Source organism: Pseudoalteromonas sp. PA2MD11, from assembly GCF_017808125.1.
Taxonomy (GTDB): domain Bacteria; phylum Pseudomonadota; class Gammaproteobacteria; order Enterobacterales; family Alteromonadaceae; genus Pseudoalteromonas; species Pseudoalteromonas simplex.
On record NZ_JADKNF010000006.1, the window covers coordinates 136,379 to 159,618 of the forward strand.

Below are 23,240 nucleotides of genomic sequence, written 5' to 3' on the forward strand. Positions count from 1 at the left end.
GGACTAGGAATCAAGTGTGTTTTCAGTAACTGAGCTAACTTCAATTGTTAGCGGTTCATTAAACAATAACCTACCGCATAATTTAGTCAATGCTAAATAAAACACAACAATTTGAAGAGAGAACACATTATGATTTATGCAAATCCAGGCAGTGAAGGCGCAAAAGTTAACTTTAAAGCGCAGTATGAGAATTATATTGGTGGCCAGTGGGTTGCCCCTGTAAAAGGAGAATACTTTGAAAACATTAGTCCAGTAAACGGCAAAGTGTTTTGTAAAGTACCTCGTTCATCAGAAGAAGATATCGAGCTGGCACTTGATAAAGCCCACGATGCAAAAGCGGCATGGGGAACATCGTCGGTCACCGAGCGTAGCAATATCTTATTAAAAATTGCTGATCGCATTGAACAAAACCTAGAAATGCTGGCAGTGGCCGAAACCTGGGATAACGGTAAAGCAATCCGTGAAACACTTGCGGCAGACGTGCCACTCGCGGCTGATCACTTTCGCTATTTCGCAGGTTGTGTGCGTGCGCAAGAAGGTTCAATCGGTGAGATAGACGAAACCACCGTTGCTTATCATTTTCATGAACCACTGGGTGTAGTCGGGCAAATTATTCCTTGGAATTTCCCATTGTTAATGGCGGCATGGAAACTTGCACCAGCCCTTGCTGCTGGTAACTGTATTGTTTTAAAACCAGCTGAACAAACGCCAGCATCTATATTAGTGCTGCTTGAAGTGATTGGTGACTTATTGCCTGCAGGTGTTCTAAATGTGGTTAACGGCTATGGTAAAGAAGCAGGCGAAGCGCTGGCAACCAGTACTCGAATTGCGAAGATTGCCTTTACAGGCTCAACGCCAGTGGGTTCACATATTTTAAAATGCGCTGCTGATAATATTATTCCTTCGACGGTTGAGCTAGGTGGTAAATCACCAAATATCTTCTTTAACGATGTCATGGAAAAAGACGATGAGTTTTTGAGTAAGGCGATTGAAGGGGCTGTACTTGCGTACTTTAACCAAGGTGAAGTGTGTACGTGTCCATCGCGTTTATTTATTCAAGAAGATATTTACGAGCAATTTATTGAGCGTGTTCTTGCCCGAACTCTACAAATTAAACGGGGTAATCCACTTGATACCGAGACTATGGTGGGTGCTCAAGCATCACAAGCTCAGTTTGATAAGATCCTAAGCTACATCGAAATTGGTAAACAAGAAGGGGCCGAAGTCCTCGCTGGCGGCGAAGTCGAGCAACTGTCTGATGAGTTTAATGGCGGTTACTACATTCAACCAACGCTATTAAAAGGCACTAACGACATGCGCGTGTTCCAAGAAGAGATTTTTGGCCCGGTTATTTCAATGTCGACTTTTAAAGATGAAGACGAAGCGTTAGCCCTTGCTAATAGTTCTGAGTTTGGCTTAGGTGCTGGTGTATGGAGTCGAAACATGAACCGTGCTTATCACTTTGGTCGTAAGATTGAAGCGGGTCGTGTTTGGACCAACTGCTATCACATGTACCCAGCACATGCTGCGTTTGGTGGTTATAAAAAGTCAGGCATAGGCCGCGAAACACATAAACTTGCCCTTGATCATTACCAACAAACTAAAAACCTATTAGTAAGTTACAGTGAGAATCCACTGGGTTTCTTTTAAAAGCAATTTCTTATTGTTGTCGAAACTACCCAAACGCCACATCTAGTGGCGTTTTTATTTTATAACGGGCATAAAAAAGCCCGGCGAACACACAAGCCAGGCTTTTCGACAACAATTTGGTGGAGTCACCGCGTGTGCAGTGACTCGGAATAAAAAAGCTTAGAGAACACACAAACTAAGCTTTTGACAACAATTTGGTGAGTCACCGCGTGTGCAATGACTCGGAATAAAAAAGCTTAGAGAACACACAAACTAAGCTTTTGACAACAATTTGGTTGAGTCACCACGTATGCAGTGACTCGGTATATAAAAAAGCCCAGAGAACACACAAGCTAGACTTTTTGTGACAACAATTCGGTTAGCGCAAACACGCTCAATGGTGTGAAGCTGTTTAGCTTAAAAGCGCTGATGGGTTAACTTTAGAGTAATCCTTCTAATTCGACAAACGATTAAAATAAACCTGATAGATGAATTTTTTTAATCTATTAGCATGTGAAGTACTTTTTATTGCCACAACAATGCCTTAGTGATTTAATGGGGGGGTTTTTGAACATAATAACTATTTAAAATGGATTTTTATGAAACGCTTGACGCTTTACTTATCACTCATCTTTACAGCTCTAAACTTTAGCCCTTTTGGTGTTAATCTATGTCGTGCCGATGAGGGGCGTACAGTCACTCACTCTGAAATTAATTGGTCTGAACTTGCTATAAAAGATGTTGAAGCGGCTTATCAATTATCGGTTATCAATCACCCAGGGATGCATGATGTACGAAATCCAGGCTTTGCTAAACAGCTTGAAAAAGCAAAGCAAGAAGGCTTAAAGCTGGCTGTAAAAGCGCATAGTTCACAAGGTTTTGCTGCGGCTATTGCACGTTTTAGAACTGTACTACAAGATGGTCATGCGGGAGCGATTGATACCTTACCAAGTGAATTAAAACCCCAAAGAAGTTGGCCGGGCTTTTCAACTGTATGGCGCGGTGATGCGTTAAAAGTGTATTACAGCGAATTAGATACAGTTGCCAAGGGCGATAAGCTCGTAAGCTGTGATAATACAGCAATTAATACTTTGCTCGTTGAACGTGTTTTTCGCTATTACGGCGAAGTTGAGCAACCTGGTAGTTGGTGGAATCATGGCTGGCGACTAACTATTGATGACGGAAACCCGTTTTTATCGCCACTTGAAAGCTGCACATTTGAAAAAGCCGACGGCTCTGTTTACAGCTTAAAGTTAAATTGGCGTATTAGGCCTGATGATGTCAGTGGTAAACTTAAACATGCTTACAACGGCGACAAGTTACCAATTGAGCTTAATTGGCCTTTAAAGGATATTGCGTGGATCAGTATGCCAACGTATGCACCCAATGAGCAGCAGCAAGCAGATTACCAAACGATGCTGAGCGCCATTGAACAGCAACATGATAAGTTAATGCAAGCTAAAGCTGTGGTGCTTGATCTTCGCCATAATCAAGGTGGCTCATCGATGTGGAGTGAGCAAATAGCCTCAGCACTTTGGGGTAGTGAACAGTTTAAATATGGCCGCTATGAGTTAGACAAAAATACCCAAGTGTGGTGGCGTGCTTCTAAAGGCAATACTGACTATTTTGGCGATGTAGTCGCAAGCTATGATAAAGCTAGCCCTTGGTATCAATGGTTAAAGACGACTCACGAAAGTATGCAGGCGGCTTATGAAAAAGGTGAACATTTTTATGTTGAGATACCTGCAGCAGAGCAGCCAGCATTGCCAAAAAACGCCAGCAAGTTTACTACACCGGTTTATGTGATTGTGCCAGGGCAATGTGCCAGCGCCTGTTTAGACGCACTTGATAGTTTTAAATTATTTGCAAACACACAGTTAGTTGGCGCACCAAGTAGTACCGATTCTACCTATATGGAAGTGAGGCTCGAAACCCTACCTTCAGGTTTTGCTAAAGTCATTTTGCCGATAAAGGTCTATGTGAACAGACCCCGAGAAAAAGGCTTTTATTATCAACCTGATATTCAATTCAATGAACTTGAATGGACAACGCAAGCGCTTGTTAAAATGATTGCTGAGTTGTAATTAAACAAGTTCTTCTTGCTTTTTTATATTATATGAATACGATCTATATACGTTTCATATATAGGTCGCATGATGGGTATTGTTAAAATAAGCGATGAGCTACACGAAGAAATCCGTAAAGCAAGCACAGCGATGGTACGCTCAATCAACTCACAATCTGAGTATTGGATTAAAATAGGGATGCTTGCAGAGCTTAACCCCACCATGACTTACAGCGATATTATCAAAGAGCAACTTCGTCAAGCTGATGTGAAGGCTAAGGATGTGAGTGATGAGTAAAGTTGTAATTAAAAATGCAGACGAAATTGCTTTGATGCGAGAGTCTGGTCGATTACTTGCTGATGTATTTGCTTATCTCGACCCTTTTGTAAAAGAGGGAGTGACTACAATGGAAATAAACGATCTCGTCGAGCGCTACATTGTTGAGCAGTTACAAGCAAGGCCATCAAGTAAAGGGCAGTACGACTACCCTTATGTACTAAATGCCTCTGTGAACGAGGTGGTATGTCATGGTTTTCCTAGCGAGAAGGGTATTTTAAAAGCAGGCGATATTGTGAATATTGATATCACTCTTGAGAAAAATGGCTATTTAGCTGACTCGAGCAAAATGTACTTAATTGGAGATGTATCGCCTTTAGCAAAGCGTTTGGTAGACACCACTCAGCAAGCTCTTTGGCACGCAATTAAAATGGTTAAGCCGGGTGTGAGGCTCGGAGACATAGGTAATGCGATTGCAAACTTTGCTCATCAACATGGTTATAGTGTGGTTAAAGAATACTGTGGTCATGGTATCGGCCAGCAAATGCACGAAGAGCCACAGGTATTACATTATGGCAAGAAAAATACCGGGCTGGTATTAAAAGAGGGGATGACCTTTACAATTGAGCCAATGATCAATCAAGGGGCTGCTAAAGTAAAAACCAAGCCTGATGGCTGGACTGTGGTTACAAGAGATAAAAAGCTTTCTGCGCAATGGGAGCACACTTTAGCAGTAACGGCTGAGGGAGTTGAAGTGTTGACCTTACGCGAAGAAGAGCAACACTTTTTAAATTAAATAGTGTGTTAACAGGCTAATTCAGCAACGGGCTCTTCTGCTAACCAGTTAAGGGCCGCTGTTTTTGACTTAAATACATTCATTATCAAGCCTGCTCGTTTATACAAATTGCAGTAGGTATCACTCAGCAAGCTACCGCCTTCAAGCCCATCTTTTATGACTAAGGCTGTTTTGGCTGGTGCAATGCCCTTACGCTTGAGTTCAACAAAATACACCATTAACTTTTCAAGTGCATCAGGGGTTGCCATACACGAATTTTTAAATTCAACTAATTCAAACCACTGGCCGTAATCAGCGTTGAGCTTATTGATGTAATCCTTTTGCATAAAAGAGTGCGCGTCAATAATCTCTTCATTGAAAGGACCTGTTGCGGTTGTTAAAAGTGTATTTTCACGTTGATAAAACTCAACAAGGCCGTGAGGTTTAAAGTTTTTGAATGGATAATGGTTTGTTGATACTTTTTTATGCATCCGTTCAATCCCTGAATGTTTATTGAGCTTTTGATAATAGCAGTGAAATCAACGAATTCAATCTTTTGGTTTGGATTTTCTTAAAAACTAGTGAAAAAGCACTGGTTTTGCTACCAGGTAGAACCTGCTTGAATGTATATAGCATTTTGTTCAGGACCATGGGCTACATCTAAACCAATGCTGATACCGTAATGTTCATCAATCAAATAGCGAAACCCTGCACCCACAGTATCAATGGTTTCAGCCTTTGATAAGTCAGAAAAGCTATCGGCTGCCCAGCCCATACCAGTAAACACATTGAGTTTTATTTTATGGGTGACTTTATAGCTTGCTTCAGCTTCAGTAACAAATACATCTAGGCCTTGATAACGCGTTGCTGACACCCCACGCAAGCTAATACTTGGCGGAATGTAAACCGGTAAGCGTTTCTCACCTCGATTATTAACCGAGTCATACTGCATACGTAAAGCAAAATTAAACTTATCGGTGTAACGCCAATAGTTTAAGGCGGTTAGCTTTAGACTGGTGTAATCAACCTTACTGCCAATAGCCTCATCAAAATATAAATATTCGGCCTTGTAATTAAAGCCACGTTCAGGGTTAAGCGGGTTATCTCGGCTATCGTATTCCAGTAGCGGACCGATACCTGACGTATTTACATCAAGTGAAAGGTGCTCCTTGATAATGTCGTTTTCAAGTAAAAAATCTTCGATAGGGTTATCGGCTAAGCCAATATCAACTTGGCGATAAATCTGTTTAAAACCGTAAAAGAAGTTACTATCGTCATAGCGTAACTTAAGATTTTGGAACACAGCAGGACCTTCAATATTTAATGATAATGGCGTGAGAAGCTTTATTTCATCGAAGGTATAAAAATCAAGATTGATACTCGCCCAGCCAACAATCCCTTGATAGCGAATACGGTCTTCATACCAAAACGTAATGTGACCAACAGCGCCGCCTTTGGTGCCATTTTTAGTGCCCATAAGGCCAACTAAACTGATACTTTGTGGCAGGGTAGAGCCCTCTTTTTTCTTCTTTTTAGCCTTTTTCTCGTTGTCATGAAAAAAAAGGCCTACAACACCAAGGCCAGGCCCTACAGCTGGTTCTGTAATAAACGTCGGGATGGGCAAAAATGAAATAGGTTCATCAACTTTTTGTTGTTGATTGCTTAATTGTTGCTCGGCAGGTTTTATTGCATATTCATCGTAACTTGATGCAAAGCTTTCAGTGCTTAGTAAACTTACCGCCAACATATTTATTAGTACTACTTTTTTCACTTAATCCCTTACCCTGTAGTTTATTTTTCTTCAAATCTTAATTTATAGTTGATAATTAAACTCGAGACGGTGGTCGCCATCCACAAAGTCAACGTTTTCATTCCAATTTGCAAAATAGCGGAGATTCATTCGCGGGTTTATTTGGTAACTTGCGGCGAATTCATGAGTTAAAATATGGCTTTGGTTCAACCCATAGTAATGGTCTTTGTAGTTATCACTACCGCCGATAGTGGTTAGCCAAAATGGATTGTAGTTAAGCCATATTTTATCGTTAATTGTCACTTTAGCGTACATACCCACTAAACCATAAGCACCCATAATGGAATAACCACTGTCACGACTGCCGTCATCTTCTAGGGTATTTTCACCAAGCGATGCACCCACACCAGCTAACGGATAGAACGTGAAACGTCCCATAGGTTTTAAAGCTTTAATAAAGCTGTACGAAACATCCATACTTTCGTTAGCAACAAGATTGGCATTAAGGTTATAGTTAGCATCAATTTGCGTTGCACTCATAGAGCTCAAATCAACAGAGAAGTTTCGAAAGCGAAACGAGTCGATAGAATCTGTTGTTTTGCTGTCGCTTTCCCAGCCTAGTGCATCGCCATATATGCCTTTTACTTCAATAACATTCATTCCGGCAGTTGTTGCGATACCTGTGTCGTATGCTTGGCCTACTTTTAAGTTTAGCCCTTTGTTAGTGGTACCAAAGCCTATTTGAGTATAAACAGCCAGAGGATCTGACATGTCTTGTACTTCTTTTTTATTATCCGCATAACTGGAAAATGAAACCCCAATACTAATTAGTGTGATGAGGTGATATGAAGTCATGTGTTGTCCTTACACAGAGATAAAAAGGCTGTTTCATTAGTTAGTTATAGTCTATTTTTTGTTCTTGTTCAATCCTAATTGAGGGCGAAAATATGGGGATCCAGTAGTTAAAATTTATGGGGTATTAGTATAGCTAAAAAGTTCACTAAGTATTTGTTGTTAGGTATTAATTATTAATTTCAAAAGCGGTTTATAGAAAATAGGTGGTTTTATTGATAGAGGCCAATGTATATAAAGGTAAGTGCTAGAATCGACCGTTTTTTCATCTATACTGATGAAAGCTCATTGTGAGTGAAAGGTATTGCTTTAACTAATAAAGGATGATTTATGAAAAAACTAATAGCGGCAGCTATTTGCGGTTTGGTTTCAACGGTAAGCCTTGCAGCTGATAAGCCAAACGTATTGGCCATAATGGTTGATGACGTTGCGCCAATCTCACTCAGTGCATACTCACACGGTATGACCTACCCAACCCCTAATATTGATCGCATTGCTAACGAAGGTGCATTGTTTACTGATCATTATGCACAACCTAGCTGTACTGCGGGCCGTGCAGCATTTTTAATGGGGCAGTTGCCTGTGCGGACAGGCCTAACCACGGTAGGTCAACCTGGTAACCCTCTTGGTATAAAAGAAGCCGATCCTACCATAGCCGAATTTTTAAAAGCTCGCGGTTATATGACGGCTCAATATGGTAAAAATCACTTAGGTGATTTAGATGAGCACTTACCAACAAAGCATGGCTTTGATGAATTTTACGGAAATTTGTACCACTTAAATGTGTCTGAAGAACCCGAGCAGGCTGATTACCCTAAAGATCCTAAGTTTGTTAAAAAGTTTGGCCCGCGTGGTGTGATTGAATCTTACGCCAATGGCAAAATCACTGATACTGGCCCACTTACTCGCAAACGAATGGAAACGTTTGACGAAGAAGTGTTAGAGCGCTCACTTAACTTTATGGAACGCGCAGTTAAAGCGAAAAAACCATTCTTTATTTGGCATGCCACAAGTCGTATGCATGTTTACACACACCTAAAACCTGAAAGCCGAAATTTAGCGACAGGCATTAGTTCTGAAGAAGATATTTTTGGTAGTGGCTTAATGGAGCATGATGGTCATGTTGGCAAGCTACTAGATAAACTTGATGAGCTAAAAATTGCCGATAACACTATTGTTATTTACACCAGCGATAATGGTCCTGAGCAATCAAGCTGGCCTGATGCAGGAACCACTGAGTTCCGTGGTGAAAAAATGACAACGTGGGAAGGGGGCGTGCGCGTGCCTTTCTTGGTACGCTGGCCTGATGAAATACCAAAAGGCTTAAAGCTCAATGGCATTTCATCACATGAAGATGTTTTCCCTACAATTGCGGCTGCACTAGGTGAAAAGAACTTACGCGAAAAGCTTAAAAAGTCAGACAAAGTGTATATTGATGGTGAAAACAACCTAGCTTATTGGACTGGTAAAGCTGATAAATCTGCACGTAACTATTTCTTTTATTACTATGAGTCACAACTTACGGCGGTACGTTTTGGTCCATGGAAAATGCACTTCGCGACCAAACCAAATGGCTTATATTACGAAGATATGGTAACTCACAGCATGCCTAAACTATTTAACTTACGTAAAGATCCATTAGAGCACTATGATGGTGTAACAGGTTTTCATCAAATCATGCGTAAGAGTTGGTTGATGCAGCCGATTATTGCTAAGTTAAATGAACATGTTCAAACTTTTGTTGAATTCCCACCACGTCAAGAAGCAGCGTCACTTAACGTGAATGAAGCAATCGAAAAAGCAAAATCACTAAACTATGGGCATTAATTATTAACCATAAGTTGAAAAGGGCCTACTTGGCCCTTTTTTAATGCTTAATGATTAATGCTATTCATCATTTCAAGCTGTTTCACAAACTGCTCAACTTGCTGGTTACCCGGTACCAGGCGGGCTAGGTTTCTGGCATAAAACAGCGCTTGGCTGTAGTTCTCTTCTGCCACATACCACTGTGCCAAACTGTAGCTGATATCTGGGTTATTCGGTGTTAAATTAAATGCGCGCTCAAGGGCTGAGATGGCCGCTGGCATGTTGCCTAAATCTTGTAATAGCAGGGCGTAGGTAAACTGATAGTTTGCATTTTCTTGTGCAAACTGCGCTGCTTTTTGTAAATGGTTAAGAGCGGTGTTTTTTTGTTTTGTGCGAATAAGGCTCATTGCAAGGGCGTAATGAATATCGCCGCTTTCTAGGTTAACGTCTAAGCCTTGTTTTAAGATGGCTTGCGCTGCTTTTTCATCGCCTTGATTACGGTATAAATCTGCTAAATTGACATAAGCGGGAGCAAAAATAGGCTCAACACTGATTGCTTGCAGGTAATGTGCTTTGGCTTGCTCAGGCTTTTGTAATGTGAGCGCCAAATTGCCTAAATTGGTGTGTGAATAGCCACGCTCTGCTTGGTACTCTTGAATGCCTTTGTATTCATCAAGGGCTGCATTTAAACGTTTGCTGTCTTGCTCATTAAGACCCGCTGGAAATGGTTGAGTTAACATGGCCGCCAGTGCTCGTGCAGCTTCGGCTCTGATAGGCAAATTTTCATCATCTAAAAGCGGGTTCAACAGGCGCCAGCGCTGGTTGATATCAAACGGCATCGCCGCCTCAATGGCTGCTTGGCGTTTTAATGGTTCGCTGTCTTTTACTGAGCGAGCAATCGCGACGACAGCATTGTTATCTTGGCTTGCGGCTAAGCGGCTTAATGCTGATGCACGGATGATCTCAGGAAAGCCTTTATCTTGCACGATTTTGGTCAGCATGGTTGATGCATTAGGCAAACGGTTATCCGCGGCATAAAACGCCTCAGAAAAATGCGCAGTGCCAAGGTGCTTTGAATGTGGATGCCAGCCTTTTATTTTAGCAACCGCCCATTGTGGCGTCTTGTCTTCATGGCAGCTATTACAGGCGTTTGGAGCATTGGTTTTTAATGTTAAGTCTGGGCGTGGTACCCGAAAGCTGTGGTCGCGCCTTGCATCAACTTGCATATAGGTGGTGGCAGGCATATGACAATCAACACATTGGCTACCAGTACTTGCCACTTTATGACCGTGATGTTTTGGCGTGTCGAACACCTCTTGGCTATGACATTGCGTACAGGTTTGATTACCCGGTAGTTTTAATTTACCCGAATGAGGGTTATGGCAGTTACTACATGTTACCCCGGCATTGAACATTTTACTTTGTAAAAATGAACCCCAAACATAGTCTTCGTCCCACACTTGACCATCAACGTGATAAAGCTCAGGAGTGAGTAATGAGCCTTGAAAGTGTTGTAAAAAGCTATGTGGGTCTTTGCGGTCATCAAGCTGTGAGCGGCGAGCATGACATGTTGCACACACTTGCACTTGCTCGCTTTTTACCAGAGGCTGCACGCTTTGCATACTGCCATCGATTTCTTGGGTAAACAGCGGGGTTTGCTTTTTAATATTATGAGTAAAGCCCTTATCGGCAATACTGCTATCGCCATCAGCCCATTTTAAATGCGCTTGTGTGTCGCCATGACACGCTTTACAGCTCACGTTAATGCTTGAATAAGTTGAATCAAAGCTATTCGTTTTAAGGTCAAATTGCTTTTTGAAATCAGTTGAGTGGCAATCGGCACACATATGATTCCAGTTTTGGCCTTTTTGCGACCAATGAAAAAGGTCGTGTTGTTTCTGCTCAGGATGCAGTACAAACCAGCGCTGACCGCCGTCTGTTTTACTGCGTGAGTCCCACGCAAATGGAAACAGTTGTATGTGGCCTTTGCCCATATCAAACATGTATTGCTGCAATGGCTCATAGCCAAATGTGTATAAAACAGGGTAGTCAGTCAATTTGCCATCAAGGTTTGGCATGCTTATAAAAAGTTGTTGGTCTTTTTGAAAAAAGCGCGCTTGCTGGCCTTGATAGTCGAGGGTTTGTTCGTTGAAATTGCCAAGCACTGAAGCGGGAGTGGCTTTTTCCATAGCATGAAAATGATGGGATGTTTGCCAGTCTGCAACTTGGCTTTGATGACAGTTAACACACTGGGACTCTGCAAACACACTAAATGCGAAAAAGCTACATAACAGCCAAGCCAATCTCATCACAGAATAAATCCTATTTATTTTTACCACATGCACTTATGAGTTATATCAGTTTGTTACTGATAAGCAAAGTCGGCTTGTTAAAACGAGGATATAAAAAAGCCCGAGAAGCTCGGGCTTAGTAAGTTATAGACTTTTCTTCGGTGGCAGCGCAACGTTAGCGAAGATAAGCCCCGCCACTAATGACATAAATATCAAGAAGGTTTGTTGGCCTATATGCTCCGCATAAACGAAATCTTGACCTTCAATTAATGAATTCAAACCGATATAGGTTTTACTTCCAGGTACTAAAACAATTAAACCTTGCATGGCTACAATAGAGGCGGGTGCATTTGCAACACGGTTAAACAAGTTACTGAATACCCCGACAGATAAAGCACCAACAAATGTACCTAATGTGTAGTCTAGGTACATAGCGGAACCAATACTTGTGCCATACGCGATAAAGCCAGAAGCGATTGACCAAAGGGCATGTTTTAGTTTGGTTCTAAAAATCACGATTAGGCTGCTACATAGCATGAAAATAGCAAGCCAAGCAGTCCATTTAGGTAAAGGCTCTGGTTGCACAAAATCACTTTGGCCAAAAATAGCAAAGCCAATGCCGATTCCAATAAAAGCACCAAAATACAGCTTAAATAGCAGCATGAATGAGTCCATCACTCTTGCTGTGCCCGATACCAAATGCCTTGCTGCTAATTCTGCTAACCCAAGGGCTAATGCTAAGCCGGGTATAAACACAATGATGGCTGAAAGTACCACCAGTCGTATGTTTATTTGGGCATCAATATAGACACTAATAGCACAGGCTATAATCGCCGATACGATGGCAACTAATGGTTCAAGCATATGCGCAACGCGTTTTGAGCTTGTTGACCAAAGCACAAATAGATAAACAACTAAGGTGATGAGTGCAGACCAGAATACATCATTCCAACTAGTACCCATCAGCATGGCAAATGCCCCACCCGAGGTCGCAAACGCAACGCCAGTCATAAATTTATTATATGGGTTTGGCATGGTGTAAATGATATCGAGCTGTTTATCGACTTCTTGTAGCGTCAGCTCGCCATTAAGCATTTTGTTTACTAAGTCATCGGTATCTGCCAGCGAGCCTAAGTCATGATCGCCCGGATCAACACGCGCCACATGGGTATACTCTTCTTCGTGACCATCTGTCCAAATAACAAAGGTCACGGATGTTGGCGACATAACAAAAGATGATTTTAAACCGAGGTAAGTCGCAACTTCCATTAAGTGCGCTTCTAGTCGGTATGCAGGTGTACCGTATTTATGAAGCATTTTGCCAAGCTTCACGATAAATTTTCGTTTTTCAGTAAACGTTGCGGTTTTCAAAGGCGTTTTGAACCAAAGGTTAAATTGTTCAGTTAAGGATAGACCAAAATTCAATAAGATATAGTCTAATAGCTAGACTATATCGCTTAAAATTGACCTGCGCGATTTTAGCGACAAAAGCCGCTATGTCTAGTGTTATTTACGGCAAAATTACTTATTTTTTGCTTCAATCCACTGCGCCATGTATTGGGTCGAACGCATGGTGTGATGTTTAAGCATTTGGCCGGTAAAATTTTGCTGTCTATGCTGCGCTAATGACTCACTAATGGCGGTGATTTTAGCGATTAACTGCGACTGAAGTTTTGATTTATCATAATATTTTTGCAATAACAGCTGGCCATTTTGCAGTGCTTGGGTAAACAGAGCTTCATCTTGATAAAGTGCCACTGCTGCATCAGCAAATTGCTGTGCATCTTCACAGATTGCGCCTGACCATGGCTCATCTTGATGCATGCCTTCACTACCAATAGGGGTTGTTACGCTCGGCGTTTGCATGATCATCGCTTCGAGTAACTTACCCTTGATACCAGCCCCAAAACGCAGTGGCGATAAACATACTCGGGCATCTTCCATAACTTGATAAGCATCATCTGCCCAGCCTTTGATTAAGAAGCCGGTTTTTGGATTGTTAAGCGCTGTCGCCTTAGGTGGCGGGTAGGAGCCATAAATATGGAGTTCAGCATCGGGTAATTGTTTGCGGATCAGCGGCCAAATCTGTTGCAAGTACAACACAGCATCCCAGTTTGGCGCATGACGAAAATTACCAATGGTCATAAAGTGCTTACGCTCAGCAAATGCTTTGGTGCTGGTAGGAATATGCTGTAAATCAACCAAAAATGGTAAATGGTGAAGTAGGGCGCTATCAACTTTGAAAACGTCATTGAGTAGCTGCATCTCGTAATGCGAGATAATTAAACTGATGTCTGAGCGTAAAATTGCCGCGATTTCTCGCTTTGCAATATCGCTGTGTAAATCACTATGGCTGAATTCTCGGCCTGCTTTGTGAGCTTCGTGACGGGCATTTCTTAGGCACTGTAAATCTTCGGTATCAAGAATTTTAAGTGCTTTAGGGCAGTATTTATCGACTCGCCAACCAAACTGTTCTTCCATCATAAAGCGATCAAACATCACAATATCAGGGTTATACGCTTGCACGTACTCATCAAAGCTTGAGCAGTTTAATGCAATGACCTGTGTGGTAATGCCATCTTCGCTGAGATCCACCATGTGTTCGGTTTTTTGCGCTGGGCTTGCAAATTCAACTTGCCAGTTTTCTGCACGAAAGGCGCGCAAGAGTGACATCATGTGGGTGCCGGCTGCCGACGAATTAGGCTCAGGCCATACATAACCGATCACTAACACTTTTTTCATTGACTTGAATCTCGTATTTTTAAGTTAACATCCACCAAGGTGCGAACGGGTGGCGTTGATTTATCTAATAGTTCTTTTAACACCTGGCAGGTGCGTTTACCGATTTCATCGGCATTAATGGCGATGGTTGAAAGAGAGGGCAGCATTAAGCGTGAATCTTCTAGGTCATCAAAGCCAATAACTTTAATGTCTTTACCCGGCTCAAGGCCGTGTTGGCGCATAGCTTCAATCGCGCCGTAAGCAATCACATCATTAAAACAGACAATGGCCTTGGTATTTGGCGCTTGTTTTATAAGGGTATTAAAGGCTTCTCGGCCACCTTGGCGGTTTGTCGGCGCTTGAATAACGGGTTTTTCGTCAGTGATATTAAATTGCTCAAGCGCAGCTAAAAAACCACTTAAACGTTCATGGTAGTCAGATATTTCTGCCGTGCCGCCTAAAAATGCAACTTCTTCTATGCCTTGCGATAAAATATGGCTAGTCGAAATATGTGTGCCTTTTTTGTTATCAGGCAAAATACACGGCGCAGCTGAAAACGGAATTTCACGCATGATATTAATAACCGGAAAACCACTATTTATTAAATCATCTTGCCACTGCTGCTCTGTCCCCGGTGCTGGACACATAATAAACGCCGATACGTTGTATTCTTTTAGGGTTTTCACCACTTGAGTTTGCCTTTCGACACACTCTGCAATATTCACCAGCATTGGCAGCATGCCAAGCTCAAAGATGTGTTTTTCGAGACCAACAGCAAGCTGAGCTGAATACGGGTTGGTTAAGTCATTTATAACCAACGCGACTAGGTTTGATCGCTTGCTGCGTAGGGCTGCAGCATCGCGGTTATACACATAGCCAAGCTTATCAATGGCAGCCAGTACTTTTTCTTTACTTTTTTTACTGACCTTATCACTGTTGGTAAGGACCAAAGACACCGTTGACTTTGAAACCTGTGCTTGTTCAGCCACATCCCAAATTGTGACTTTGCCTGTCGATTTTTTCATTTTTATTAGCAAAAAGTGGCGAATAGAGTGCTCTTATTTTAGCGTAATTTAGCTGTTTAAGTCACTGATTGGCTGCCAAAAGGGTCGAAACTCTTTATGAAATGCTGCAAACATGTTCTACTTGTTTACAGAATCGAAAATAAAAACGAAAAAGGAACGAACATGAAAGCATTTAAACTGCTTTTTGCGCTAGTCATTGGCGCAGCTGTTTGCACACCCAGTTTTGCTAATCAAGGTTATCAAACTCCATCGCCGGCACTGGCTGCTGTGGTTGACGCTAAGCTCGCACCAAGTAGTTATTTATCGAATGATGGCCAGTGGCTGGCGCTATTCGATAGAAAACGCATCGATACCTTACAAGACTTAGCCAAAGAAGAGTTAAAACTTGCGGGCATTAAGCTTAATCCTGCTAATTTTTCGCGCTCACGAGTGCGTAATAAATTTACATCTTTAGTGCTTAAGCATGTTGAAACAGGCTCTGAAATTGGTGTATCTGGTTTGCCAAATGGCATTTTACGCTCACCAAGTTGGTCAAGCGACAGTCAATATTTGGCATTTGTGGTTGAGCAAGCATCGAGTGCTAACCTATGGGTCTATAATGTAAGTACTAAGCAAGCCCGCCAGTTAAGTGATACGCCTCTTAATTCTGTGCTAACGCGCACGTCTTATACTTGGCTGCCAGATAGCAGCGCTATTGTCGCTAATGCAGCGGTCAATATTGGTAAAGCACGTATCAGCAACGACAGCTCGCAGGTTGTGCCTGTTATTCAGCAAAGTAGTGGTGAAAAAGCGCCTGCGCGTACTTATCAAAACCTGCTAACTAGCCCATACGATGAAGCACAATTTAAGTTCTTTGCCCAAAGCCAGCTGACTTATATTCCGCTCAGTGGTCAAGGCCAACCGATTGGTCAACCGGGCTTAATTAAATCGTTTTCGGTCTCGCCTGATTCAACCAATATTTTGGTTGGCATGATTGATGAGCCTTTTTCGTATCAAGTACCTTACAGCCGATTTGCTGCGACTTGGCAAATTTGGGGCATGCGTGGCTATACGTTAGCAGAGCTTGCGAAGCAGCCTTTAGCAGATAACATTCCACAAGGTTATGACAGTGTGCGTACTGGTCGCCGCGAATTTCAATGGCGAGCAGATCAAGGCGCTGAGATCATTTGGGCAGAAGCACAAGACGGCGGTGATATGAAAACCGACGTGCCTTATCACGATCACCTTTATAGCCTAAGAGCACCTTTTAAACGTGATGCGAAGTTATTTGCGAAAGTTGAACGCCGTTTTGACTCAATTACTTGGGGCAACGGTAATATTGCTCTGTTATCTGAATGGCGCTTTAGCGACCGACAAGTTCGCACATTTGTTATTCAACCTCGTAATGCAGATAAAAACCGTGTGCTATTTTCTGAGCGCAGCTATAACGATGCGTATAAAGATCCAGGTTACCCAATTTATGAAAAGAATGATTTAGGCGCTGACGTATTAAAAGTTGTTGGTGGGCGTTATCTTTTCTTACGCGGTAACGGTGCCTCTGAACAAGGTAATATTCCGTTTTTAGACCGATATGATGTAAAAACCAATTCTACAACACGTGTTTGGCAATCAGAAGCGCCATACTATGAGCGTGTGCGTGCAATGCTTGATGATGAAGGCGAGCGTTTAATTACGATTCGCGAATCTAAAACTGAGCAACCTAACTTTTTTATTCGCGACCTAGACGATAAAACCCTGACTCAACTTACGACTTTTGAGCACCCTTACCCAGAATTTAAAGGGGTGACTAAAGAGCTAATTCGATACAAGCGTGATGATGGCGTTGAGCTTAGTGGTACGCTTTATTTACCGCCTGGTTATGATTCAACTCAAGGCCCGTTACCGGTTCTAATGTGGGCTTATCCGCTTGAATATAAAGATAAAGCCGTTGCGTCACAAATGCGCGAGTCGCCTTATGAGTTTACTTATATCGGTTATTGGGGGCCAATGCCTTACCTTGCAAAAGGTATTGCCGTATTTGACGACCCGAAAATGCCAATCGTGGGTGTTGACGGTAAAGAGCCAAACGACTTATTCCGTAAGCAGCTGGTAGCAAGTGCTAAGGCTGCGGTAGATGTACTTGTTGAAAAAGGTGTGGCAGATAAAGATAACATTGCCATTGCAGGCCACTCTTATGGTGCCTTTATGGTGGCGAATTTATTAGCGCACAGCGATTTATTTAAAACCGGTATTGCCCGCAGTGGTGCTTACAACCGCACCCTAACGCCATTTGGTTTCCAAGGTGAAGAGCGTGACTTTTGGCAAGCGCAAGATGTGTACGCGGCGATGTCACCGTTTTTCCACACTGAGAAAATCAATGAGCCTATGCTGATGATCCATGGTCAAGAAGATCCTAATTCGGGTACCTTCCCAATGCAAAGTGAGCGTATGTACGCTGCACTAAAAGGCTTAGGTAAAGAAGCCCGCTTAGTGATGTTACCTTATGAGGCGCATGGCTATCGCGCTCGTAAGAGCTTGCTGCATGTACTTTGGGAGCAAGAGCAGTGGTTAGAAAAATACTTATTAAGTGACGAAAAACCCGCAGAGCCAGTTGCCGCTGACGGTGTCACTCAGTAGTTAGTTAAATGGTTAAATTAGGAATCCCCGCCCATTAAGCGGGGATTTTTGTATTGCCTACTTGCATATTCTTATTCGTAGATAAGCGGTTAGCAAATAAGAGGAAATGTTGTTCATGTTTATAATTCCAGATACCGACAAGAAAATTCGAGCAAAGATATCTAGCTATAAATCTGCTTTTAACCGAGAGATTAGAGATTATGGGTGTATCTCAGATGGTTATGGTAAGCGATATTTAATATTTCCTTTGTTGCTCGTACTCAATGATATGAAAAAAGCTGAGCAACACATACAGTGGCATGATTCACACTTTCCTGATGATATGGGAGAGCCAGTGCAAATGTTGTGTCGTTCGATACTAACTTTTCGTATTGGTGATATTAATAAGGCGTCTTACGAATTAGCTGAAACTATGTTTTCGAATGTATATTTATTGCCATGGCTACTTGATGAAAAAGTAGAGCCTATTGATATGCGCCATCTAACAAACTTCTCACTGTTAGAGTATTGTGAGGAAGTACCATACAGAGTTCTCGAAAGCATATCAGAGCAAGAGCTGGAGTGGATTTACAGCTGCTATCATTCAGAGGCTTTTGTAAAAGCAAGAACACGTTATATTGAAATCTACACGCGCTTAAAGCATGTTTCAGAAATGGATGAACGCGTTAAGCTATTTGATGAAGCTGAGAAGTTACTATCAGCTCTAAAAGTTTAGCAGGCAATAGCTTAAGGGAAGGTCCTAAGTGCTTGGTTTCTGCTTTGAATGCTATTTTAGTCAATTAAATTAGGCCTTTGATGCGGTCGTTATAAAACAAGGATGCTCATGAATAAGTTTATAATTCTAATATTATTTTTAATATCGTCTTGCTCATTACATGCAAAACAAACCAAAAGTTTAAAATTTTCTAAAGTGCTAGATAAGGAGATCCCGTTAATTCTTGAAAAAAGCCAAGCGCGTGGTATTGCTATATCGATTGTTCAAGGGAATGAGGTGCTTGGTTCATATTCTTATGGCTATGCTGACGCTGAAAATAGAACCCCAATCACACACAAAACTTTATTCAATGTTGGCTCCATTTCTAAAGTGATTACAGCTTGGGGCGCAATGAAACTAGTTGAACAAGGTAAAGTTGAACTTGATAAACCAATTAATGACTATTTAAAAAGCTGGAAAATACCGAATTCTCAGTTTAATGCTAACAAAGTAACTTTACGTAATATTCTCTCTCATACTGCAGGGCTTTCATTAAGTGGCTACAATGGATGGAGTGCTGAAGATCCATTACCTACTCTTGTAGAGTCATTAGAAGGCAATAACACGGGTGATGGAGCCGTTAAAATTATTCATGAACCTGACACTAAATGGTCATACTCAGGTGGTGGTTACACGATAGTTCAGCTGTTAATTGAAGACCTGACTAATCAATCTTTCAGTAATTATATGACTGAAAACGTTCTTTTACCCCTCGGAATGACAAATTCTTCGTTTGATATCAACCGTATTTCTCCAGCAAAGCTGGCTAGTCCTTACGATGAGAATGGCAACAAAACAGCTATGGTGTACTTTACAGAAACAGCTGCAGCTGGCTTTATAACAACGGCAGATGATTTAGCTAAATTTAATCAGGCAGTGCTAAAAAATGAGCAAGGTAATTACATTGGTTCAAATATTTTATCAAATCAGCTTATTGCAAATATGATTCAAGCTCAGCCTCACACAGGAGGGCGATGGAGTATGAGTTATGTCGTAGACTCTGAGAATAAGAGTCTAGGTTTTGCAGGGTTTAATAGAGGCTGGACATCCTTAACTCGCTCTGTGACAGATAAAAATATTGGTTATGTAATATTAAACAATAGTAGCGTTGGTGGAGTGAATAATGAAATTGATCAACTCCTGCTGTCTGTAATTAAAGGTAGTTAAACTGAAGCGCACATAGCAAGCATCTTAGCTATGGGTAATCGGTTTTAATTGCTCGCTTAACCAATCAATAAACACTCGGGTACGCCTTGGTAAATGGCGTCGATTTGGGTAGACGATATTCATAGGCATGGGCGGCAAATTATAGTCAGGTAAAACTTGGATAAGTTCACCACGACTAAGCTCGTCAAGAACTCCATGACGAGGCACTTGAATAAGGCCAAGCCCAGCTAAACACGCTGCTTTATAAGCATCAGTATTGTTGACTGTAAGCTGTGATTTCATGGTCAGGGTTTGCCAATCGCCTTGCGTATCTTGGTATTCAAAGCCGGGGTCAAGTTGGCCGAGTGTTTGGCTATAGCGAACAATGTAATGCTCGGCTAAATCGCTAAGTTTTGTGATGTTGCCATAGTTTTTAATATAACCTGGGCTTACACAGTTAATCATAGGGCAGTGGCCAATTTTTTTCGCAATCAGCGATGAGTCCTCTAAATTACCGACTCGCACTACACAATCAAAACCTTCTTCAATTAGGTTAACTCGCCTGTCAGAACTACTCAGTTCAATCTCTAATTGCGGGTGTGCAGATAAAAAGCTGTCTAGATTCGGTAGCACTAAGCGCCGACTAATTGGCTGTGGCATATCTACTCTAAGACGCCCTGATAACGCTTCGTCTTTTTTATGAAATAGGGTTTGTAGTTCGTCTATATCAGCAAGCATATCTTTGCAGCGCTGATAAAAAACTGTGCCTTCGTTGGTCAGCGTGACTCGCCTTGTTGTGCGGTTTAGAAGCCGAGCACCTAACGTATCTTCGAGTTGTTTGACCAACTGCGAGACAGATGATTTAGGCATGCTCAGTGCAAGTGCTGCAGCCGAAAAGCTTTTTAGCTCTGCAACCTGAACAAAGGTTTTCATGGCATTAAGTTCATTCATGATTGTTTGTTATTTACGAACAGTTAATTCAATTTTACATGGTTTATCTGGTTTTGCAGTGTAAATATACTGGTTGCTCACAATTACTTCAAAGCAAAAGGGTAAGCACGATGAGCAACAAAATTGCAGTGATCACAGGTGGTAATCGCGGTTTAGGTAAAAATACGGTTTTAAGTTTGGCACGTAAGAACATTGATTGCGTATTTACTTACAGAATCCATAAAGATGAAGCGCAGCACGTTGTAGAAGAAGTTGCAGCGCTAGGGGCAAAAGCCGTCGCCATTCAACTTGATGTGAGCGATACTTTAGGTTTTGCTGAATTTAAACAAACACTTGAGAGTACCTTGGCAACACAATGGCAAACATCTCGATTTGATTATTTAATTAATAACGCAGGCCATGGCAGTGATAGTGCATTTGCTGATACCAGCGAAGCTATGTTTGATAATTTGATGAATGTACATGTAAAAGGGGTGTTTTTCTTAACGCAAACACTGCATGAGATGATCAATGATGGCGGGCGTATTATTAACTTATCTTCAGGGCTGACGCGCTTTGCATTACCAGGAAAAGCGGCCTACGCCACCATGAAAGGAGCCGTTGAAGTATTAACCAAATACATGGCAAAGGAACTTGCTGGTCGCAATATTGCCGTGAATGTCGTCGCGCCTGGCGCAATTGCCACTGATTTTGGTGGCGGTGCTGTCCGTGATAATGAGCATGTTGCGCAATTAGTGAGTTCATTTACAGCCATGGGACGCGTTGGCCAAGCTGATGATATTGGTCCTATGATTGCGCAATTACTCGGTGATGAAAACCGTTGGGTAACCGGGCAACGAATAGAAGCATCGGGCGGTATGTTTTTATAAGCCTGTTAGCAATCGCGTGTTTGTTTGCTTATTTAAGTGAATGTGATTTAATCGCTTTCTCTTTTTAAGCAATAAACATGTGATTGCATTTATGCTCGATTTAGCAGTACTCGCGGTTTTTATTCCGACCTTTTTCTTTGTTTCTATTACACCTGGTATGTGTATGACGCTCGCCATGACGTTAGGCATGAGTGTAGGCGTTAGACGTACGCTGTGGATGATGGTCGGTGAGGTGTTAGGGGTTGCCACGGTAGCCATTGCTGCGGTGATTGGGGTTGCTAGTATTATGCTTAATTACCCTGACTTATTTGTCTTTTTAAAATACCTAGGTGGCGCGTACTTAATATACTTAGGTGTTAATATGTGGCGCGCTAAAACCAGCTTTAAACCTAACGATGCTACACAGCAACAAATTGGTCGTGGGCAATTATTTTCGCAGGGTTATATCACTGCCATTGCAAACCCAAAAGGGTGGGCATTTATGATTTCTTTACTCCCTCCGTTTATTAATGTTGATTTAGCGGTTGCTCCTCAGCTTGCGGTATTAGTGAGCATTATTATGCTGAGCGAATTTATCTGTATGTTGATTTACGCAACAGGCGGTAAAAGCTTAAGGCTGTTTTTAGATAAAGGCGATAATGTGAAGTGGTTAAACCGTATTGCTGGCGCGCTTATGATGGGTGTAGGCGTTTGGCTGGCGCTAGGTTAACGCTAAGTTGGATAATACCCATCTGCATATTGCAAATGGCTATTATCCTTTATGAGTCTTAATTAACTAATTCAACTTGCTTAGACACATGGTTAAAGCATAGTTTTAAAGTATCAATGGCAGTCCTTGTTTTTGCCGCTAAACTGTCTCGGGCTGGTGTTACAGCATAAACAGTATAGTTTGGCATTGCCCATTCAGGTGCTATTTCAACCAGTTCTTTCGATTTTAGTAAATGCCTAACTTCTGGTTCGGGTAACACGCCATAGCCAACACCATCAATCACAAGTTTGATTAAACTTTGCATGTTGTTCACTGTAATTTTAGCCTTTGGCAGTGGCTTGCTTTCTAATGTAGAAGGGTTAAATGCGTTGCTGTCAGCATTACTGTGTCCAATTCTGGCAAACTGGTTGAGATCTTGCCAGCGAGCCTGTTTTATTTGACTAATTGGATGATCTTTATGGGCGCATAACTTTAGTGGCCACGTTGCTAATTGCCTTGCTACTAGGTTGGAATCTGTTAATGGGCCAATAGCGATTGCTAAGTCAGCGCCGCATTTAATCATATCAATTGGCTCGTCAGTCAAAATTAACTGAATACGTAAATCATCAAATTCGTTAATTAAGCGCTCCAACGGCTCGCTTAATAATCCTCCACCAAAACCCACTGGCGCCACTAATTTAAGCTCGCCACTGGGCTTATTTTGCAAATGTTGTAATTGCGTACTGGCTTGATCAGCAAGTGCCAGCATTTTTAAACAGCTTTGATAATACAGATGGCCGGCTTCGGTTAAGGTAAGTTCGCGTGGGCTGCGGTTAAATAGGCTTAATCCGATTTCTTGTTCTAATTGCTTAATGTGTTGACTCACAGCCGATGTGGTCATCGATAACTCTGCAGCTGCACCGCTCATATTGCCTGTCTCTACAGTACGAGAAAAAACGCGTAGTGTTTTTATCAGCTTGGAATTCATAGTTCAGGCCTTCTTAATTCAGTTTTAAGAAATCGTA

Annotated in this window: 19 protein-coding genes; 10 read left to right on the forward strand and 9 right to left on the reverse strand. The window is 41.9% G+C overall.

Features of this window, described 5'->3' with window-relative positions:
• Nucleotides 1–129: 129 nt before the first annotated feature.
• From ISP07_RS09340 to map, 4 genes are all read left to right on the forward strand, one after another.
• Nucleotides 130–1,650, forward strand: coding sequence for an aldehyde dehydrogenase family protein (locus ISP07_RS09340; RefSeq protein ID WP_209327456.1), 1,521 nt, complete (start codon nt 130–132; stop codon nt 1,648–1,650).
• A gap of 578 nt (nt 1,651–2,228) precedes the next feature.
• On the forward strand, nt 2,229–3,713 hold the full coding sequence (locus ISP07_RS09345; RefSeq protein ID WP_209327457.1) for a S41 family peptidase: 1,485 nt from the start codon (nt 2,229–2,231) through the stop codon (nt 3,711–3,713).
• 72 nt (nt 3,714–3,785) lie between these two features.
• Complete coding sequence (locus ISP07_RS09350) at nt 3,786–3,992, forward strand: ParD-like family protein (RefSeq protein ID WP_119853080.1); 207 nt, start codon at nt 3,786–3,788, stop codon at nt 3,990–3,992.
• A complete protein-coding gene (gene map, locus ISP07_RS09355) occupies nt 3,985–4,767 on the forward strand; it encodes a type I methionyl aminopeptidase (protein ID WP_209327458.1) in 783 nt (260 codons plus the stop codon). Before ISP07_RS09350 ends, map begins: the two co-directional genes overlap by 8 nt.
• Before the next feature lie 8 nt (nt 4,768–4,775).
• Here the strand turns inward: map and ISP07_RS09360 are convergent, their stop codons facing one another.
• The 3 genes from ISP07_RS09360 to ISP07_RS09370 form a co-directional block, all read right to left on the reverse strand.
• On the reverse strand, nt 4,776–5,237 hold the full coding sequence (locus tag ISP07_RS09360) for a hypothetical protein (protein ID WP_054553999.1): 462 nt from the start codon (nt 5,235–5,237) through the stop codon (nt 4,776–4,778).
• A gap of 110 nt (nt 5,238–5,347) precedes the next feature.
• Nucleotides 5,348–6,517, reverse strand: coding sequence for a BamA/TamA family outer membrane protein (locus tag ISP07_RS09365; RefSeq protein WP_324616121.1), 1,170 nt, complete (start codon nt 6,515–6,517; stop codon nt 5,348–5,350).
• 42 nt (nt 6,518–6,559) lie between these two features.
• Complete coding sequence (locus tag ISP07_RS09370; protein ID WP_209327459.1) at nt 6,560–7,351, reverse strand: hypothetical protein; 792 nt, start codon at nt 7,349–7,351, stop codon at nt 6,560–6,562.
• 327 nt (nt 7,352–7,678) lie between these two features.
• Between ISP07_RS09370 and ISP07_RS09375 the strand changes: the two genes are divergently transcribed.
• Nucleotides 7,679–9,175 carry an arylsulfatase gene (locus tag ISP07_RS09375; protein WP_209327460.1) on the forward strand — a complete coding sequence of 499 codons (1,497 nt, stop codon included), beginning with the start codon at nt 7,679–7,681 and terminating at the stop codon, nt 9,173–9,175.
• Nucleotides 9,176–9,222: 47 nt separating this feature from the next.
• On the opposite strand, the gene ISP07_RS09380 is transcribed toward ISP07_RS09375, so the two are convergent.
• From ISP07_RS09380 to ISP07_RS09395, 4 genes are all read right to left on the reverse strand, one after another.
• On the reverse strand, nt 9,223–11,463 hold the full coding sequence (locus tag ISP07_RS09380) for a cytochrome c3 family protein (RefSeq protein WP_209327483.1): 2,241 nt from the start codon (nt 11,461–11,463) through the stop codon (nt 9,223–9,225).
• A gap of 126 nt (nt 11,464–11,589) precedes the next feature.
• On the reverse strand, nt 11,590–12,816 hold the full coding sequence (locus tag ISP07_RS09385; RefSeq protein ID WP_209327461.1) for a threonine/serine ThrE exporter family protein: 1,227 nt from the start codon (nt 12,814–12,816) through the stop codon (nt 11,590–11,592).
• A gap of 150 nt (nt 12,817–12,966) precedes the next feature.
• Nucleotides 12,967–14,187, reverse strand: coding sequence for a glycosyltransferase (locus tag ISP07_RS09390; protein ID WP_209327462.1), 1,221 nt, complete (start codon nt 14,185–14,187; stop codon nt 12,967–12,969).
• A complete protein-coding gene (locus ISP07_RS09395) occupies nt 14,184–15,191 on the reverse strand; it encodes a LacI family DNA-binding transcriptional regulator (RefSeq protein ID WP_054553993.1) in 1,008 nt (335 codons plus the stop codon). Before ISP07_RS09395 ends, ISP07_RS09390 begins: the two co-directional genes overlap by 4 nt.
• Nucleotides 15,192–15,353: 162 nt before the next feature.
• On the opposite strand from ISP07_RS09395, the gene ISP07_RS09400 reads away from it, so the two are divergent.
• From ISP07_RS09400 to ISP07_RS09410, 3 genes are all read left to right on the forward strand, one after another.
• Nucleotides 15,354–17,807, forward strand: coding sequence for a S9 family peptidase (locus ISP07_RS09400; protein WP_209327463.1), 2,454 nt, complete (start codon nt 15,354–15,356; stop codon nt 17,805–17,807).
• A gap of 115 nt (nt 17,808–17,922) precedes the next feature.
• Nucleotides 17,923–18,522, forward strand: coding sequence for a hypothetical protein (locus ISP07_RS09405; RefSeq protein WP_209327464.1), 600 nt, complete (start codon nt 17,923–17,925; stop codon nt 18,520–18,522).
• A gap of 108 nt (nt 18,523–18,630) precedes the next feature.
• Nucleotides 18,631–19,728, forward strand: a complete 1,098-nt coding sequence (locus tag ISP07_RS09410) for a serine hydrolase domain-containing protein (protein WP_228290573.1) — start codon at nt 18,631–18,633, stop codon at nt 19,726–19,728.
• A gap of 24 nt (nt 19,729–19,752) precedes the next feature.
• Here the strand turns inward: ISP07_RS09410 and ISP07_RS09415 are convergent, their stop codons facing one another.
• A complete protein-coding gene (locus ISP07_RS09415) occupies nt 19,753–20,658 on the reverse strand; it encodes a LysR family transcriptional regulator (protein ID WP_209327466.1) in 906 nt (301 codons plus the stop codon).
• Between the two features lie 110 nt (nt 20,659–20,768).
• Here ISP07_RS09415 and ISP07_RS09420 point away from each other — a divergent pair, with 110 nt between their 5' ends.
• Nucleotides 20,769–21,527 carry an SDR family NAD(P)-dependent oxidoreductase gene (locus ISP07_RS09420; RefSeq protein WP_209327467.1) on the forward strand — a complete coding sequence of 253 codons (759 nt, stop codon included), beginning with the start codon at nt 20,769–20,771 and terminating at the stop codon, nt 21,525–21,527.
• 91 nt (nt 21,528–21,618) lie between these two features.
• Nucleotides 21,619–22,236, forward strand: a complete 618-nt coding sequence (locus ISP07_RS09425) for a LysE family translocator (protein WP_199529070.1) — start codon at nt 21,619–21,621, stop codon at nt 22,234–22,236.
• A 58-nt stretch (nt 22,237–22,294) separates the two neighbouring features.
• On the opposite strand, the gene ISP07_RS09430 is transcribed toward ISP07_RS09425, so the two are convergent.
• Nucleotides 22,295–23,203, reverse strand: coding sequence for a LysR family transcriptional regulator (locus tag ISP07_RS09430; protein ID WP_209327468.1), 909 nt, complete (start codon nt 23,201–23,203; stop codon nt 22,295–22,297).
• Between the last annotated feature and the right edge of the window lie 37 nt (nt 23,204–23,240).

What these genes read in the sequence shown, in the direction of transcription:
- ISP07_RS09340 (WP_209327456.1), top strand. Translation starts at nt 130, where the DNA reads ATGATTTATGCAAATCCAGGCAGTGAAGGCGCAAAAGTTAACTTTAAA.
- ISP07_RS09345 (WP_209327457.1), top strand. Translation starts at nt 2,229, where the DNA reads ATGAAACGCTTGACGCTTTACTTATCACTCATCTTTACAGCTCTAAAC.
- ISP07_RS09350 (WP_119853080.1), top strand. Translation starts at nt 3,786, where the DNA reads ATGGGTATTGTTAAAATAAGCGATGAGCTACACGAAGAAATCCGTAAA.
- map (WP_209327458.1), top strand. Translation starts at nt 3,985, where the DNA reads ATGAGTAAAGTTGTAATTAAAAATGCAGACGAAATTGCTTTGATGCGA.
- ISP07_RS09360 (WP_054553999.1), bottom strand. Translation starts at nt 5,237, where the DNA reads ATGCATAAAAAAGTATCAACAAACCATTATCCATTCAAAAACTTTAAA.
- ISP07_RS09370 (WP_209327459.1), bottom strand. Translation starts at nt 7,351, where the DNA reads ATGACTTCATATCACCTCATCACACTAATTAGTATTGGGGTTTCATTT.
- ISP07_RS09375 (WP_209327460.1), top strand. Translation starts at nt 7,679, where the DNA reads ATGAAAAAACTAATAGCGGCAGCTATTTGCGGTTTGGTTTCAACGGTA.
- ISP07_RS09380 (WP_209327483.1), bottom strand. Translation starts at nt 11,463, where the DNA reads ATGAGATTGGCTTGGCTGTTATGTAGCTTTTTCGCATTTAGTGTGTTT.
- ISP07_RS09390 (WP_209327462.1), bottom strand. Translation starts at nt 14,187, where the DNA reads ATGAAAAAAGTGTTAGTGATCGGTTATGTATGGCCTGAGCCTAATTCG.
- ISP07_RS09395 (WP_054553993.1), bottom strand. Translation starts at nt 15,191, where the DNA reads ATGAAAAAATCGACAGGCAAAGTCACAATTTGGGATGTGGCTGAACAA.
- ISP07_RS09400 (WP_209327463.1), top strand. Translation starts at nt 15,354, where the DNA reads ATGAAAGCATTTAAACTGCTTTTTGCGCTAGTCATTGGCGCAGCTGTT.
- ISP07_RS09405 (WP_209327464.1), top strand. Translation starts at nt 17,923, where the DNA reads ATGTTTATAATTCCAGATACCGACAAGAAAATTCGAGCAAAGATATCT.
- ISP07_RS09410 (WP_228290573.1), top strand. Translation starts at nt 18,631, where the DNA reads ATGAATAAGTTTATAATTCTAATATTATTTTTAATATCGTCTTGCTCA.
- ISP07_RS09415 (WP_209327466.1), bottom strand. Translation starts at nt 20,658, where the DNA reads ATGAATGAACTTAATGCCATGAAAACCTTTGTTCAGGTTGCAGAGCTA.
- ISP07_RS09420 (WP_209327467.1), top strand. Translation starts at nt 20,769, where the DNA reads ATGAGCAACAAAATTGCAGTGATCACAGGTGGTAATCGCGGTTTAGGT.
- ISP07_RS09425 (WP_199529070.1), top strand. Translation starts at nt 21,619, where the DNA reads ATGCTCGATTTAGCAGTACTCGCGGTTTTTATTCCGACCTTTTTCTTT.
- ISP07_RS09430 (WP_209327468.1), bottom strand. Translation starts at nt 23,203, where the DNA reads ATGAATTCCAAGCTGATAAAAACACTACGCGTTTTTTCTCGTACTGTA.